11 protein-coding genes are annotated in these 16,647 nt (G+C 63.9%); 5 read left to right on the top strand and 6 right to left on the bottom strand.

What is annotated here, in order from left to right; genetic code table 11:
* Positions 1 to 35: 35 nt before the first annotated feature.
* Positions 36 to 1,322, bottom strand: coding sequence for an MFS transporter (locus tag GSQ92_RS08370; protein ID WP_158802817.1), 1,287 nt, complete (start codon positions 1,320 to 1,322; stop codon positions 36 to 38).
* 185 nt (positions 1,323 to 1,507) lie between these two features.
* On the opposite strand from GSQ92_RS08370, the gene GSQ92_RS08365 reads away from it, so the two are divergent.
* Positions 1,508 to 2,542, top strand: a complete 1,035-nt coding sequence (locus GSQ92_RS08365) for an LLM class flavin-dependent oxidoreductase (RefSeq protein WP_158802816.1) — start codon at positions 1,508 to 1,510, stop codon at positions 2,540 to 2,542.
* A 25-nt stretch (positions 2,543 to 2,567) separates the two neighbouring features.
* Here GSQ92_RS08365 and GSQ92_RS08360 read toward each other — a convergent pair whose 3' ends face one another.
* The 3 genes from GSQ92_RS08360 to GSQ92_RS08350 form a co-directional block, all read right to left on the bottom strand.
* Positions 2,568 to 4,001 (bottom strand): NAD-dependent succinate-semialdehyde dehydrogenase, encoded by a 1,434-nt coding sequence (locus tag GSQ92_RS08360; protein ID WP_158802815.1) that lies wholly within the window; start codon positions 3,999 to 4,001, stop codon positions 2,568 to 2,570.
* Between the two features lie 123 nt (positions 4,002 to 4,124).
* Complete coding sequence (locus GSQ92_RS08355; protein ID WP_158802814.1) at positions 4,125 to 7,268, bottom strand: efflux RND transporter permease subunit; 3,144 nt, start codon at positions 7,266 to 7,268, stop codon at positions 4,125 to 4,127.
* A 34-nt stretch (positions 7,269 to 7,302) separates the two neighbouring features.
* Positions 7,303 to 8,400, bottom strand: a complete 1,098-nt coding sequence (locus GSQ92_RS08350) for an efflux RND transporter periplasmic adaptor subunit (RefSeq protein ID WP_159013353.1) — start codon at positions 8,398 to 8,400, stop codon at positions 7,303 to 7,305.
* Between the two features lie 229 nt (positions 8,401 to 8,629).
* Between GSQ92_RS08350 and GSQ92_RS08345 the strand changes: the two genes are divergently transcribed.
* Entirely contained in the window at positions 8,630 to 9,235 is a 606-nt protein-coding gene (locus GSQ92_RS08345; protein WP_158802812.1) for a DUF5666 domain-containing protein, read from the top strand.
* Positions 9,236 to 9,257: 22 nt separating this feature from the next.
* Here the strand turns inward: GSQ92_RS08345 and GSQ92_RS08340 are convergent, their stop codons facing one another.
* Together GSQ92_RS08340 and GSQ92_RS08335 are read right to left on the bottom strand one after the other, a co-directional pair.
* Positions 9,258 to 10,784 (bottom strand): sodium:proton antiporter, encoded by a 1,527-nt coding sequence (locus GSQ92_RS08340; RefSeq protein ID WP_158802811.1) that lies wholly within the window; start codon positions 10,782 to 10,784, stop codon positions 9,258 to 9,260.
* Positions 10,785 to 10,809: 25 nt separating this feature from the next.
* Positions 10,810 to 11,592 carry a helix-turn-helix transcriptional regulator gene (locus GSQ92_RS08335; RefSeq protein ID WP_254065635.1) on the bottom strand — a complete coding sequence of 261 codons (783 nt, stop codon included), beginning with the start codon at positions 11,590 to 11,592 and terminating at the stop codon, positions 10,810 to 10,812.
* Positions 11,593 to 11,691: 99 nt separating this feature from the next.
* Between GSQ92_RS08335 and GSQ92_RS08330 the strand changes: the two genes are divergently transcribed.
* The 3 genes from GSQ92_RS08330 to GSQ92_RS08320 are packed head-to-tail and all read left to right on the top strand — an operon-like array spanning position 11,692 to position 16,531.
* Entirely contained in the window at positions 11,692 to 13,827 is a 2,136-nt protein-coding gene (locus GSQ92_RS08330; RefSeq protein WP_158802810.1) for a hydantoinase/oxoprolinase family protein, read from the top strand.
* Positions 13,828 to 13,841: 14 nt separating this feature from the next.
* The gene (locus tag GSQ92_RS08325; protein ID WP_158802809.1) at positions 13,842 to 16,043 is read left to right on the top strand and encodes a hydantoinase B/oxoprolinase family protein; all 2,202 of its coding nucleotides are present in this window, start codon (positions 13,842 to 13,844) and stop codon (positions 16,041 to 16,043) included.
* Positions 16,040 to 16,531: an acetone carboxylase subunit gamma gene (locus tag GSQ92_RS08320; protein WP_158802808.1), complete on the top strand. Its 492-nt coding sequence runs from the start codon at positions 16,040 to 16,042 to the stop codon at positions 16,529 to 16,531. The genes GSQ92_RS08325 and GSQ92_RS08320 overlap by 4 nt, the downstream gene beginning before the upstream one ends.
* The last annotated feature ends 116 nt before the right edge of the window (positions 16,532 to 16,647 follow it).

Genomic DNA, 16,647 nt, shown 5'->3' with positions numbered 1-16,647 from the left:
TGCGGCGCGCATAAACTCGCGCGCGGGAACACGCATCAGCCGAATTTGGTCCGCCGCGGCCGGGACGGCGGCGGCCCAGCCACGGGCTCTGGCTCCGTCTCCGTCTCTGGCGGAGCCTCGGGATTGAGTTCGGCCATCAGGGCTGGCGCCCTGCGGGCCACAACGAATGCGCTTTCATTCGGCACGCTCGCACTCTGGCGAATGCGCAGCAGCGTGAAGCCGGAGAGCAGCAACAGCGCCACGGCGAGAACCGCGAAGAGCGAATTGGCTCCGGCGCGTGCCATGACAGCGCCCGCCGCCAAAGGCCCGACCGTCGAGCCGAGCGCCCAGGCGAACAACAGGCCCCCGCTCGCCGCCACATAGTCACCGCGCGAAACCCGGTCATTGGTCTGTCCCGCGCCAAGCCCATACAGCGGCGCGGTCACACCCGAGAGCAGGCAGCCGAGCACGATCAGCACCCAAAACGGTGCCGCGCCGCAGACCGCGAGAGAGATCGAAATGATCACCGCGAGGCCAAGCGACGCCACGGTCATCGGCCGGCGCCCGAAACGGTCCGCGGCCATGCCGACCGGATATTGCACGAGCAGCGCCGCCACCAATGCCGACGAGAGAAAGATCGGCACATGCTCCAACCCGTATCCGTGCCGCTCGAGATAGACCGGCACCAGCGTATAGAACGAGCTGTTGAAAAAGCCGGAGGCGATGACGCAGGTCATGCCCATCGGCGAGATACTGTACAGACGCGCGAGGCTCAGCCGGCGCCGATCGCCTAGCGGCGGGTTTGAAACTGGACTTAGCGCCATCGGCAGCAATGCGCTTGCGAAGGCAACGCCGACCATGATCAGCGCCGTATCGGTGCTCCGCAGCAACCCGAAGGCGAGTGGGCCGGCAGCAGCGCCGCCCCAGGAAATCAGCAGATAGGCTCCGAAGGTGCGGCCGCGCGTCTCGCTGTCGGCTTTGTCGTTCAGCCAGCTTTCCGCCACCAGGAACAGCCCGCTCATCTGCCATCCCATGACGAGGCGTAAGCCAGTCCAGACCCAGGGCGAGTGGGTTGTCGTCATCAGCAGCGCGCAGTCCGCGCCCAAAGCGGCGAAAACGGTGAAGGCGCGAATATGGCCCACCGCGCGCACCAGTCTCGCACAGGTGAGGGTGCCGATGAGGAAACCCAGAAAGTAACCCGAACCCACGAAACCGATGGTGCCTGCCGCGACGCCGCGGCTGGACAGCGAAAGCGGGATGAGAGTCGTGAGCATGCCGAGCGCGACCTCGGCGATCAGCACGCCAAGCAGGACGGGAGCAATCGGGGCGAGGGGAGCGCGCATGATGTCCCGGCTAGTGTCTTCTCAGGGCTCCGGCAACCTATCCCATGGGACCGGCCGCCGTCCCGCCTTGGTGTGCAGCCATGCCGAGCCGGGAGCATCACAGGCCTGCGGCAATCGTTCTACAGTTGTCGATTGATCATCGCGTGCCGATTTCTGTCTCAGTGCCACGCCTGGAGATTTTGCCCATGTCACCGCTGCTATCCGCATCCGGCTTGCCACTGTCCGTGCTGGATCTGGCGCCGATCGCTGAGGGCTCCGATGCGGGTCACGCGCTGGGTCATGCGCTCGATTTGGCGCGGCACGTGGAGGCGCTCGGCTTCCGCCGCTTCTGGCTGGCGGAGCATCACAACATGCCCGGCATCGCGAGCGCCGCGACAGCGGTGGCGCTCGCCCATGTCGCTGCGGGCACCACCACCATTCGCGTCGGTTCCGGCGGTATAATGCTGCCGAACCACGCGCCCCTGCTGATTGCCGAGCAGTTCGGCACCCTCGCGGCGCTGCATCCGGGCCGCATAGACCTTGGCCTCGGCCGGGCGCCTGGAACCGATCAGGTCACTGCTCGCGCGATGCGGCGCGATCTCCACGCCGCCGCCGATTCCTTTCCGCGCGATGTGGTGGAGCTGCTGCATTTTTTCGGACCGGGCGAGCCGGGCCAGGCCGTCAGCGCCATTCCCGGGCGAGGCCTGAATGTGCCGATCTGGATCCTGGGCTCGAGCCTGTTCGGCGCGCAGCTGGCGGCCGCCCTCGGGTTGCCCTTCGCCTTCGCGTCGCATTTCGCGCCCGACTACTTGTTGCAGGCGCTCGAAATCTACCGCAGTGGATTCCGGCCTTCCGAGGACCTCGCGCAGCCTTATGCCGCCGCCTGCATCAACGTCTTCGCGGCGGACACGGATGCCGAGGCGCGGCGCCTCTTCACTTCCCTCGAACAGGCTTTCATCGCGCTGCGCACGGGCAGGCCGAGGCAGCTACCGCCGCCGATCGACCCAGAGGCGGAGGAGCTGCAATTCGCGCGTGCCGCCCTCTCCAGCACTTTCCGCTACGCGGTGATCGGCGCGCCTGAGACGGTGCGTCAGGGTCTGGAGGATTTTGTCGCGCGCACAAAGGTCGATGAGGTGATCGCCACCGCCAATATCTTCGACCACAGCGCGAGGCTGCGATCCTTCAAGCTATTGTCGGAAGTCTGGCCGCAAGTCACCGCCGGACAGCAACGCGCCGCATAAGGGCGCGCTGCTGTTCGAACCCGTCTCAGGCGTGGGTGATGAACTTGGTGACCAGATAGCTGTCGATCGCCTCCGAGCCGCCCTCGGACCCATATCCCGACTCCTTCACCCCGCCGAAGGGCGTCTCCACCAAGGCGAGGCCCGCATGGTTGATCGAGATCATGCCGCTCTCGACCGAGGTGGACAGCGCCTGGGAGGTCGCGGACGAGCGCGTATAGGCATAGGCGGCCAGCCCATAGGGCAGCCGATTCGCCTCAGTGATGGCATCGTCCAACTTGGCGAAGGGCACCATCAGCGCGAGCGGACCAAACGGCTCCTCGTTCATGGCGCGCGCGGTGGTCGGCACCCGGCTGAGCACGGTCGGCTGGAAGAAGTTGCCTGCATTGCCGATCCGCTCGCCGCCCGTCACTAGCTTGGCGCCCTGCTGAACGGCGTCCTGCACGAAACCCTCCATCGCCTGCACCCGGCGGGCATTGGCGAGCGGCCCCATCACCGTTCCCTCCGCCAGACCGTCACCGACCTTGATGGCGCGGGCGGCGGCGGCGAAGCCCTCGACGAACTGGTCGTAGACGCCTTCCTGCACCAGAAAGCGCGTCGGCGAGACACAGACTTGGCCCGCATTGCGGAACTTGCCGGCGGCCAGCAGCCGCGTCGCCAGCTCGATATCGGCGTCGTCGAAGACGATGGCCGGGCCGTGGCCGCCAAGCTCCATCGTCGCGCGCTTCATATGCTCGCCCGCCAGCCCCGCCAGCTTCTTGCCGATCGCGGTGGACCCCGTGAAGGTGATCTTGCGGATGACGGGGTGCGGGATGAGGTAGGAGGAAATCGTCCCCGGATCACCATAGACGAGGTTGATCACGCCCGCCGGCACCCCTGCATCGGCAAAGACCCGCACCAGCTCGGCCGGAGAAGCCGGCGTTTCCTCGGGGCCTTTGGCGATGATCGAGCAACCCGCCGCGAGCGCCGCCGAAACCTTGCGGACGACCTGGTTGATCGGGAAATTCCACGGCGCGAAGGCCGCGACAGGACCCACCGGCTCGCGCACCACGGTCTGGAAAACATGCGGCGCGCGCGAGGGGATGACCCGGCCATAGGCCCGCTGGGCCTCGCCCGCGAACCAATCGATGATATCGGCGCCAGCCAGCGTCTCCATACGCGATTCAGCAAGGGGCTTGCCCTGCTCCATCGTCATGAGGTGGGCGATGCCCTCCGCGCGCTCCCGCAGCAGATTGGCGGCCGTGCGCATGATCTTGGCGCGCTCATAGGCCGAGGTATTACGCCACACCTTGAAGCCGCGATCCGCCGCCGCGAGCGCTAGGTCGAGGTCCGCCTTCTCGGCGCGAGCGAGGGTGCCGATCTGTTCGCCGGTCGCCGGGTTGAGCACGGGCAGCACGCCGCCCGCTGCGGCCGGACCCCATTGGCCGTCGATGAAAAGCTGGGTGTTGGGATAGTTCGGCATGTCGGAGCCCTTTCAGTGTCGCGCGTCTACAAATGGTGCGTTGCACCCGAAGTGTCGAAGACACGCCCAAACGAGAAGGGGTAATCGTTGCTGCGCAGCTATGCGAGCGGGCTTGGCGGCGCCCTAATCCGCCGCCAAAACGCCCATCTTGGTTGCCAAGGCCGGCAGGCGCGCTCGCCGGCGCGGCGTCAGCCAGCGCTCCAGCCGATTCAGATAAAGGTAGATGACCGGCGTCGTGTAGAGCGTGAGGACTTGGCTCAGCAGCAACCCGCCGACCATCGCATAGCCCAGCGGTTTGCGCAGCTCGGAGCCCGCGCCGGATTCCAGCATGAGCGGCAGGCCGCTCAGCATGGCCGCCATCGTCGTCATAAGGATCGGCCGGAACCGCAGCAGGCAGGCTTGGCGGATGGCGGTGAGCGGTGGCAGCCCATCTCGCCGCTCCGCCGTGATGGCGAAATCGACCATCATGATTCCGTTTTTCTTCACGATGCCGATCAGCAGGATGATGCCGATCATCGCGATGACCGACAGATCCGTCTTCGCCAGCATCAGCATGAGCAGCGCGCCGACCCCCGCTGAGGGCAAGGTCGAAAGGATCGTCAGCGGCAGGATGTAGCTCTCGTACAGCATCCCCAGGATGATGTAGACGGAGATGAGAGCGGCGGCGACCAGATAGGGCTCGCTGCTGAGTGACGACTGAAAAGCCTGCGCCGTGCCCTGGAACGAGCCTTGCAGCGCCAGCGGCGCGCCGAGCTGCCCGCGCATCTTGTTGATCGCATCGACTGCCTCGCCGAGCGAGGCGCCAGCCGCGAGATTGAAGGAGATGGTGACCGCCGGGAACTGGCTCTGATGATTGACGGCGAGCGGCGCCACCGGAGCGCTGTCGATTTCGACAAGCTGCGACAGCGGGATCACCTGACCGCTGCTGCCCTTCACATAAAGCTCATCGAGCGTGCTGAGCTTCCCTTCCAGCCTCGGAGGCACTTCGAGAATCACGTAGTAAGAGCTTAGCTGCGTGAAATACTGCGTGACCTCGCGCTGGCCGAAAGCGTCGTACAGCGTGTCGTCGATCTGTTGCGGGCGGATGCCATAGGTCTCGGCAACGTCACGCTTGATCTTCAGCGTGGTCGTCGTGCCCGCAATCTGCTGGTCGGTCGCGACATCCCGGAGCATCGGCAGGGTCTTCACCTTCGCGAGGATCCTCGGCGCCCAATAGTTGAGCTGGTCGGAATCCGGATCCTGCAGGGTGTACTGGTAAAGTGTCAGCGCCAGCCGTCCGCCGACATTGATGTCCTGACCGGGCCGTAGATACAGATTGACGCCCTGCATCGCGCGGGCCTTCTCGGCCAGCCGGGCGATGACCTTCATCACGGGGTCGCCGGGTCGTTGGCTCCAGGGCTTGAGGTTGATGTAGAAGCGCCCTTGGTTGCCCTGCGCGCCCGCCGTGCCCGCTCCGACCTGCGAAGCGAAGCCGGCGACTGCCGGATCATCCTTGACGAGTTCGTTGAGCTTCGACTGCACCTCGACCATCTGGTCGAAGGACGCGTCCTGCGCCGCCACCGAGGTTCCGATGATCATCCCGATATCCTGGGTGGGGAAGAAACCCTTCGGGATGATCACATACAGGAAGACCGTGAATCCGACGGTCGCCAGAAACGTCAGCAGGGTGAAGAACCGGAAGCGCAGCGCGATATCGAGCGTGCGGCGGTAGCCGTCGATCAATCCCACGAACCCCGCCTCGATGAAGCGGAATATTCGGCCATGCGCGCCGTGGTGGCGGCTGAGCAGGCGCGAGCACATCATCGGCGTCAGCGTCAGCGACACGAAAGCCGACATCACCACGGCGACCGCCACCGTCATCGCGAATTCGCGGAACAACCGGCCGACGATGCCGCCCATCAGCAGCAGCGGAATGAACACGGCGATCAGCGAGAGACTGATCGAGACGATGGTGAATCCGATCTCGCCCGCGCCCTGAAGCGCCGCCTCCTTCGGACTCATGCCCTCTTCGATATGCCGGTAGATATTCTCCAGCATGACGATGGCGTCATCAACGACGAAGCCGACGGAAATCGTCAGCGCCATCAGCGACAGATTGTCGAGGCTGAAGTTGAACAGATACATCGCCCCGAAGGTGCCGATCAGCGCCACCGGCACCGTGATGCTCGGGATGATGGTTCCCCACAGGTTACGCAGGAATAGCAGGATCACCATCACGACCAGCGCCACGGAGAGCAGCAGCGTGAACTCGACATCGCGAACCGAGGCGCGGATCGTTTGTGTGCGATCGACGATGGTGCTGACATGGATCGCCGGAGGAATGCTGGCTTCCAGCGGCGGCAGCGCCGCCTTCACGCGATCGACGGTCGCGATGACATTGGCGCCCGGCTGCTTGAAGATCAGCAGCAGCACGCCGCGCTTGACCTCGCTGCCTTGGCTGCTTTGCCAGCCCCGAAGCTCACGGTTCTGCGCGCCGCGCACCGCCGTGCCGATATCCCGAATGCGAACAGGCGCGCCGTTCTTATAGGCGACAACGATATTGTCGTAAGGCGAAGGCGTGGTGAGCTGGTCGTCGTCGAGGACGGTGTAGGATTGGGTTGGTCCGTCGATGCTGCCTTTCGGCGAATTGACCGTCGCCTCATTCAGGACGGTGCGCACATCCTCTAGCGTAAGGCCCATATACGCGAGCTTGGCCGGATCGATCTGCACCCGGATCGCGGGTTTCTGCTGACCGCCCACCACAACCTGCGATACGCCGGCGATCTGCGACAACCTCTGCGCGAGCAGGTTCTCGGCCTCGTCATCCACCTCGGTCAGCGGCATCTCATCCGAATGCACCGACAGGATCATGATGGGTGCGTCGGCCGGATTGATCTTGCGGATCGTCGGCGAGCTCGGCAGGTTCTTCGGGAGCTGGCCCTGCGCCGCGTTGATCGCCTCGAGCACATCCGTTGAGGCCGCATCAATATTGCGGTTGAGATCGAACTGCAGGGTGATCGTGCTGGTGCCCTGCACGTTGCTCGAGGTCATTTCCGTCATGCCCGCGATCTGCGAGAACTGCGATTCGAGCGGCTCGGCGACGCTGGACGCCATCGTATCCGGACTGGCACCCGGATATTTCGCGGTCACCGTGATGGTCGGAAAGTCGACCTGGGGCAGGGGCGCGATCGGCAGAAGCGGAAAGGCTGCGAGGCCACCAAGCACAATCGCCGCGACCATCAGGGACGTGGCGATCGGCCGCCGGATGAAGGGCGAAGAGATGCTCATTCTGTGCCGTCATTCCCTTGGATGGGTAGCCAGGCTAGCTTGATTTGGCCGCGACCATCGTGCCGTTCTGAAGGCGGGATTGACCGTTGAGAACGACCTTCTCATCGCCATTGAGGCCGGTCGCCACCACGGCGATCTTGTCGTTCTGGTAGCCGACCGTGATCGGCTGGTTAGCCACCTTGTCATCGGATTTCACGACATAGACATAGAGCCCGTTCGGCCCGTGCTGGATGGCCTCTATCGGCACCGTCACGGCATTGGACTGAACCGAAAGCTCCAGATGGGCATTCACGAATTGGCCCGGCCACAATCTGTTGTCGAGATTGGGGAAAATCGCCTTCAGGGCGATCGTGCCGGTGCTGATGTTGATCGTGTTGCTGGGCGTCAGCAAAGTGCCAGCGCTGATCTGCGTCACATTATCGTCCGCGAAGGCGAGCACTCGCGCCTTGCCATGCGCCATCGCGGCTTGCACGGCGGGCAGCGTGTCCTCGGGCAGGGTGAAGACGACGGAGATCGGGTGAACCTGATTGATGGTGACAATGCCTTGGCTATCCCCGGCCTGAACCAGGTTGCCGGCATTGACTTGCTGGAATCCCACCACCCCGGCAATCGGCGAGGTGATATTGCAAAAACTGAGGTTTAACGCGGCCGTATCCACCGCCGCCTTGTCCGCCGCGACATTGGCCTGAAGCTCCCGCATCGTCGCCATGTCGTTGTCGACTTGCTGCTTGCTGGCATAGCTGTTCGCGGCGAGGCTCGAATCACGCTTGAGATTCACCTCGTCATTCGTCGCCAAAGCCTGATCGGCCGCCTGCTTGGCCTGCGCCTGGGCGAAAGCGGCGGCATAGGGCCGGGGGTCGATCGTGGCGAGAAGATCGTTGGGCTTTACTTCCTGGCCTTCCGTGAAGGCGATCTTGTCAATCGTGCCCGTGACCCGCGCTTTGACAACGACAGTTCGGTAGGGCTGCACAGTGCCGATGCCGTTCGCGAAGACCGGCACATCGGAACGTCCCACCTTGATGATCGTGACAGGAACAGCGGCTGGGGCATGCGTTGTTTCGCTCTCCGCCGGAGACCGAAATTGCATGCCGACCAAGATCGCCGCGGCAGCGACGCCAAGAGTCGCAAACAACCAAATTCTTAGGCGCCGTCTGCCTCCCGATGCTCCCGCGGCTGGGAGCTCCTCTTCGGTGTTCCGTGACTCCATGATCCTAGATGCCATAGACCTTCCATCGCGGGAACGCCTTCGTCCAACAGGAAACACTTCTTCACAAACGCGGGTGGCCTGCTGAGCTATGTCTGCAAATTGAAACCCCCAGACTTCCCGCAGCATGACAGCTTTCTCAGATCGAGGAATAACAATGGCAAAGATGTCGTTCTTGGCAGCCGCAATTGGCGCTTGCCTCGTATCTGGCGTGGCCTTGGCGCAGCCTGCCCATCCGCTTCGGACGCGGGGCGTCATTACTAGCGTCAGCGGAAATGAACTTGACGTTACAAGCCGGTCAGGTGCGAAGGTCGTGTATGTTTTGACCGACAAGACCCGGATCGCCGGCATGACCATCGCAAAGCTGAGCGATATCAAGCCAGGCAGCTTCATCGGCAGCGCCGCGATCCCATTGCCGGACGGCAAGCTCAAGGCGCTCGAAGTTCACGTCTTTCCGCCGAGCCTGCGCGGCATGGGCGAGGGCCATCGCCCCTGGGATCAGGGCAAAGGCAGTTCGATGACGAACGGCACCGTGGGTAAGCTGGTCGTCGCGAATGGCGACACAATGACGGTGACGTATCATGGCGGCCAGAAGATCATCGTTGTGCCGCCCGATGTTCCGATCGTCAGCATCGTGCCGGGGGATCGCGCTTTGCTGACCGTCGGCGCCCATGTCAGCGCGTCGGGGGCCAAGGACACGGACGGCTCTATTCACGCGCTCAACGTCTCGGTCGGCCTGAACGGCCTCGTGCCTCCGACATAACGAGACCGGCGAAGGAGGCCAGTCAGTGTTCTCGCTCGTTGGCCTCCGCCCAGTCCAGTTCCTCTTCAACGAGGTGGAAGGCGTCGTCGCCGATCCGGCCCTCCCGCAACAATGCTGCCAGACGCTGACGCTCCGCCCCCAGGGCACGCCGGCGCAGCGCGGCGACGGCTGCCAGCTTGGTTTCCGCTTGAGCGTCTGACCTAAGCCGCGCCTCATATTCCTTGGCGACGAAGCGGCCGATGTCACTCGCCCGATCGTCGCCCAAAGCCTCAAGCGCGGCGCGCGCTGCCTCGGCGCGAGCCATGCCCACCTCATCCGCTACGCTGTCATCCTGCTGCAGCGTCAGCCGGGCCAGGAACGGGCGAAGCGTGATCCCCTGCAAAACCAGCGTCCCCAACACCACGCAGAAGGCGGTGAACACGATCAGGTCGCGCTCGGGGAACTGCTCGGGCAGGGCGAGCGCCGCGGCGAGGGTGACGATGCCGCGCATCCCGCACCAGGAGATCACCAGGCCCCCCTGGATGGTGGGTGGCGTCAAAGCTTCGGCGCCCCGTGCCAGGGCTCGCCGCCGCGTCCAGCGCAAGGCGGTGTTGTGGGTCATCACCCAGGCGAACCGGATGAGGATGCAGGCGGCCAGCACGGCGAGGCCGAAGGTGGCATAGCGGCCCGGAAGTCCGTGCAGCCGGGTGAGGATGCCGCGAAGCTGCAAGCCCACGAGGATAAAGGCGAGCACGTTCAGCACAAAAACGACCACCTCCCACACCGCGTAGCTCGCGCGCCGGTGCCGTGCGCTCATGCGGCCCGGAGCCACGCGCGCAAGGGTGACAGCAAAGGCAACCACGGTGAGAACCGGCGATAGGGCCAGCCTGTCCGCCAGGAGCCAGACGCCGAAGGTGCCGAGGAATTGCAGCAGCACGGCGGCCGGCCCTTCCTCGATGCGGGACGAGATCGCGAGGAAGCCGCGCGCGAGCACCATACCCAGCAAAACACCGCCCGCCGCCGACAAGGCAATCATCGGGCCGGTATAAAGCGTCACGCCACCGGCCGCGGCACCGACGGCGAGGCGATAGATCAACAGGGCGGAGGCGTCGTTCAGCAGGCTTTCGCCTTCCAGAATAACCAGCATGCGGTGCGGCAGCCGCACCTGCCGCAGCACCGAGGTCGCGGCGGCGGCGTCGGGCGGGGCAACGATCGCGCCCAGCGCAATGGCCGCCGCCCAAGGCATCGCGGGATTCAGCCAATGCGCGGTGGCCGCCACCCCGGCCACGGTGAGACCGACAGCGACCAGAACTAGGCCGGTGACCGCCGCCCAGTTCTGCCGAAGGTCGCGCGGGCTCGCATCATAGGCGGCGTCGAGCAGCACAGGTGCCACGAAGAGGCCGAGGGCCAGCCGAGGGTCCAACGTCACCTCCGGCACACCCGGAATCAGCGCCAGCACCACGCCCGCCAGAGCCAGCAGCGCGGGCCAGGGTACGCCAATCCTGGGCGCCAGCAAGGCCAGGCAGACGCCCGCGAGCAGGAGGCCCAGCACGAGCTCAAAAACGATCATGCGTTATACCGTGATCCTCGAAGTCTCATCGTTTCGATCCGTACTGGAAGAACTGAAGAAACAATTCGCGCTCTGTCGTTATGTCGAGCTTGGCATAGATCCGCCGCCGATGATTCTTGACGGTACCGGGCGTGATCCCGAGACGTTCCGCGATGGTCGCGGAGGGATGGCCGGCGAGAATGAGCGTCGCAAGCTCCCTCTCCCGCGCGCTTAGCTCCGGCCAAAGGCTTGGCGGGAGTGCGGAATCTCGCGTTTCGGCTGAGACTGTCACCGCTGTCGCCAGTGGGGCGGAGGGCGGCTCCGTCAGTCTGCGGTGGGCAAGATGCAGCGCCTCGAAGACTCCGAAGAGCTTGCCGAGCCGCTCGACCTCCTGCCCGCGAAACGGCGTCTTCGCGCGGTCGAGGAAGATGCCGAGGCACCAGTCGCCGCCATCCTCCAGCAACACGCCGACCTCGTCACAGATCACCGAGGAGGCGAGGAATTCCTTGATGTACCGGCCACGTTTCAGCTCACGGCTGGCGAAGGATTGCAACGGCACCACGCCGGCTTTGCGGCTCTCTCGCCAATGGGCGCCGAAGGGATCGTAGACGAAATAGACCTCCTGATACTGCCGGGCCAATTCGTCCGAGAAGTTGCGGTGGGACAGGAAGCGCGGCGGCTCGGTCGCCGAATAGCGTGTCACCGTGACCAGATCATGCGGCAGCGCCGCGGCGATCGCATCGGTCAGCCTGTCGAGGTGATTCGGCTCGCCAATGCCCGCGATGGCGTGGCTCAGCGCCCGGAGGAATGGCGCGTCCCCGGCCGTCACGGCCAAGGCGGTGCGGCTTCGTTGTGTCCAAAGGCACATAGCCACGGCGCTTCGCCGGGACCTAGTCTTCGCGGCTCCAGGCAAGGGAGGCGGCACTTCATGGCAGCGACGAACCCCATCGTGATTGGCATCGATGCTGGCGGCACCATGACGGATACGATCCTGGTTGATTCGGATGGCCACTTCAAGATCGGCAAGGCGGCAACCACGCCCAAGAACGAGGCCGAGGGCTTCCTCGCTTCGGCGGAGGATGCCGCCGATGCCTGGGGCATTTCGCTGGAGGAATTATTCACCGGTGTCGGTGTCGTGCTCTATTCCGGCACCGGCATGCTCAACACGCTGCTGTCCCGCACCGGGCGGCGTCTCGGCCTGATCACCACCAAGGGCCTTGAGGACATGATCCTCATGGGCCGTGGCTTACAGGCCTGGGCGGATTACTCCTACGCCGACCGGCTGCATGCGGTGACGCATCACCATCCCGACCCGCTGGTGCCGCGCCGCCGCACCCATGGCGTGACGGAACGCATCGACCAATTCGGCGACGTGGTGATCCCGCTCTACGAGCATGAGGCCGAGGCGGCGGCGCGCAAGCTGATTGCCGACAAGGTCGATTCCATCTGCATCATGACGATCTTCTCCCACGTCAATCCGATGCACGAGAAGCGCATCGCCGAGATCGTGCGCGCGGAAATCGCCGCTGCCGGCGCCGAGATCCTCGTCTATACCAGCCATGAGGTGCGGCCGGTGATCCGCGAACAGTCGCGGCTCAACAGCGTTCTCATCGAGGCTTACGCGACCGCGCGCGGGCGGCAGCAGCTTCGCGGCATCGAGGCGGTGTCGAAGAAATATGGTTTTCGCTACGGGGTGCAGACCTTGCTGTCCTTCGGTGGCCTGACCTCGATCAACCATCCCCGGCTGCACGAAACCATGATCTCCGGCCCGATCGGCGGCATTCTGGGCGCGGCCTATGTCGGCAAGCTGATCGGCAATGATTCGCTGATCTGTTCCGATATGGGCGGTACCAGCTTCGACATGGGCGTGATCACGCGCGGCCAGACGCGGATCGAGAACGAGCCGATCATGGACCGGTTCAAGCTCAACGTGCCGACCCTGCATCTCGACACGATTGGCGCGGGCGCCGGCATGATCCTGAAAGTGGATCCGCTGACCCGCAAGATCAGCCTCGGCCCGGAAAGCGCGGGGTCCGATCCCGGTCCGATCTGTTTCGACCGTGGCGGCACGGCGCCGACGATTGCCGATTGCGATGCGATCCTTGGACGGCTGAACCCGGATTATTTCCTTGGCGGCAAGGTGAAGCTGGACGTCGCCAAGGCGCGGCGGATCTTCAAGGAGACCTGCGCCGATCTGCTCGATGTCAGCCTGGAAGACGCCGCCGAAGGCATGATCGAGATGCTGGAGACGGATGCCAATAGCGCGCTGCGCCGAGTGATCTCGGGCCAGGGCATTCATCCGTCGGAGTTCACGCTGTTCTCCTACGGCGGTTCCGGGCCCTTGCATCTTGCCGGATGCAGCCGGGGCATCGGTTTCCGCGACATCATCACCTTCCAATTCGCCGCCGCCTTTTCCGCCTTCGGCTGCACCACGGCCGATTACAAGCGGCGCCATTCGGTTTCCACCCAGCTCGATATTCCATCGAGCGCGAGTGACGACGCTCTGGTGGCTTTCGCGGCCAAGGTCACGAAAGTCTGGGACGACCTGACGGAAGCCGCCGTGGCGGAAATGATGGAAGACGGCCATCCGCGCGAGAAGATCCGCACGGAGGCTTTCCTGATGGCTCGCTACACCGGCCAGCTCGAAGATGTCGAAGTGACCGCGCCACTGACGAAGCTTTCGACCGCCGCCGATATGCGCCAGGTCGTGGCGAGGTTCGAGGAAGTCTATGCAACGATCAACCATCGCGTTTCGGCCTACGGCTCGGTCGGTTACTCCATCATGGAACTCGGCGTGGTCGCGACCGCCGATAAGGTCAAGCCGATCCTCGTCAAGCGACCGCTCGGCGGCTCCGATCCATCCGCCGCCGCCAAGGGCATGCGGGAGACCTATATCGGTGGCCGCTGGCACAATGCGCGGCTCTACGAAATGGACCTGTTGGAGCCGGGGCATGAGGTGACGGGACCGGCCATCATCGAACACCCGGCGACAACGCTCGTGGTCCATCCGCAAGACCAGGTCTTTGTCGACGAGTGGACCCTGCTCCACTATCGCCACGCGTAAGGGAGACGATCCGCATGCTCGACAGCACCCACATCGCCATGCCGTTGCGCGACCGTCTGCTCGACTCCGAGCGGATGATGGCGGAGACCGGCTGCTACGACGGTATCACCGACCTCAGGCTGCGCCAGGACAATCCGCTCAAATTCGAAACACTGCACACGAAGCTCCGCGCGCTGTGCGTATCCGCGCGCGAAATGGCGCGACGGATTTCCGCCTCCCCCGGCGTGCGCGAAGTGGGTGAAATGGTGGTTGCCATCTACACGCCCGAGGGCGATGCGATCGCGCTTTCCAACGGCATCATGGTGCATGTCCATACCATGAGCCGCTTCATCAAGTGGATGATCAAGCAAGGCTACGAAGCCGATCCCGGTATCAACCCTGGCGACATCTTCGCCAATAACGATGCCTTCATCGGCACCGTGCAGGTGCCGGATGTGATGGATGTCGTGCCCATCTACTACGAGGGCACATTGGTCGGCTGGGCCGGCGCCGTCTGCCACGAGCTGGAAAGTGGTGGCATCACGCCGGGCGGCGATGTCTGCCTCGCACAGGAACGCTATACAGAAGGGCTTTTCGTCTGTGCCGAGAAGATCGGCACGAATGATGCGATCCGCCGCGACTATGTGATCCGCTGCGAGCGTAATTTGCGCATGCCGATCTACTGGGTGCTCGACGAAAAGGCGAAGGTCGCCTCCTGCATCGATATGCGCGAGGCGGTGAAGGGGCTCATCGGCGAGATCGGCCTGGATTACTGGATGCGCGTCAGTAAGGAGTTCATCGAGGAAGGCCGGCGCGGCCAGCTCGCCCGCACGCGCCAGCTCACCGTACCAGGCATCTATCGCGGCCATACCTTCTACGGCCATGTGACGGAGGGAAAACCCGGTTTCCAGCCGCTCGGCGATCCCAATTGGCTCTATAATATTCCGATCGAGATGGAGATCACGCTCGACGGCACGATCAAGCTCGATTTCGAGGGAACGCAGCCCTGGGGCTATCATTCCATGAACTGCACGCCCGCTGGCATGGATGGCGGCATGTTCGTGACCCTGACCCAGCACATGAATTACGAGGGTCTCGTCAATGACGGCGCATGGATGGGCACCGAGCTGAAACTGCCGTACGGCACCTGGACCAATCCCGACAACGAGAAATGCGCCACCGCGACTTCCTGGGCCTTGCTGCTGCCGGCCTACGGCGTGTTCCAGCGGCTGCTGTCGCGCGGCTTTCTCGGGCGTGGTTTTGTCGAGGAGATTTTCGTCGGCCAGGTGAATAGCCCGATGATTGAGATGGGCGGTGAAAGCCAATACGGCACCCAATTCGGCATGGCCCATTTCGAATGCGCGGCGGCCGGTTCCGGCGCGCTCGCCATCAAGGACGGTCTCGACACCGCCTATGTCGGCTGGAATCCGGAATCCGATATGGGGAATATCGAGATCTGGGAACAGAATATGCCGATGCTCTACATTGGCCGCTCGATCGTGCCGAATTCCGGCGGCTCCGGCAAATACCGTGGTGGCTGCTCGTTCATGTCCACCTGGCTCATCAACAAAACGCCCCACCTGCGGCTCGTGACCTCCGAACATTCCTCGCGCGTCTTCGACAATGCGGGAATGTGCGGCGGCTATCCAGCGCCGACCTGCCAGATGCACCGTGTCGTCCGAAACACGAATATCAACGAGCTGACGGCCGCCCGTTTGCCGATCCCGCATACCACTGGAACCGATCCGCACCGCTCGGATCTGGAGAAGCTGGTGACCGGCGATCACCTCACGGACGAAGGTCCCTATATCAGCGCGCCGCACAAAAGCGGCGATATCTTCACCCATTCCTATAATGGCGGCGGCGGCTACGGTGATGTGTTGGAACGCGATCCGGTCAAGACCGCCTGGGATGTCGAGAACGGCTTCCTCACCGCCGAGTCCGCGCGCAATGTCTTCGGCATCGTGGTGCGGGAGAACCTCGACACCGACGAAATGGAAGCCGACCTTGCCGCGACCGCAGCGGCCCGTGAGGAGCTTCGCCGCGAACGCATAAGACGTGCGGTACCTGTGGCGGAATGGATGGCGCAGGAAAGCACGCGCATCCGCGACCAGAAATTCGCCTTCGAGGTACGCCGCATGTATGCGAGCGCGATGCGCCTCTCCCCGCGCTTCTCGAGCGAATTTCGCGACTTCTGGGGTCTGGAACCCAGCTTCACCTTCGGGGAAAAGCCATGAGCAGCTATAGCCGCGAGATCATCGGCGAACTCGTCGCCGGAACGCTGCCCTGGCACCAGACCAAGCGCATCATGAGCGCCTACAAGGACGAAGACCGCTTCTTCAAGGTTCTCTCCGTGCTGCAGGACCGCGTGTCCTGGGACGACCGGATCCTTTTGCCCATCGGCGATCACCTCTTCATCGCCGAAACCCCGCGCGGCCGCGTCACCAAATGCGAATGCGGCCACGAGCATGGCGATTATCGACGGAACTGGAAACTCACCGCCCATATCTTTGTCCGCAAGACCGAGGAGACCCTGCGCGAGATCTACCCCAACAGCGATTTGCCCGACCCGCGTTGGATGGAGATCCGCGAATTCATCTGCCCAAGCTGCGGCATCCTGCACGAGGTCGAAGCCTGCGCTCCCGGCTACCCGATCCTGCACGACTTCCAACCCGACCTCGAAGGCTTCTACCGCGATTGGCTGAAGCAACCTTTGGAAGGCTAGAAAAGGATGTTTTGGGTTTGAACCTTGCTCATTCCCCCACGTCATGCTCGGCGAAGGCCGAGCATCCACGCCTTCCTTGCTCGACGAAGGCAAGGCGTGGATGGCACGCCTTCGCG

This window comes from Acidisoma sp. S159 (assembly GCF_009766125.1).
Lineage (GTDB): Bacteria > Pseudomonadota > Alphaproteobacteria > Acetobacterales > Acetobacteraceae > Acidisoma.
The sequence above is the reverse complement of the archived record's forward strand: the minus strand, read 5'-3'. Positions and strand labels throughout refer to the sequence as shown.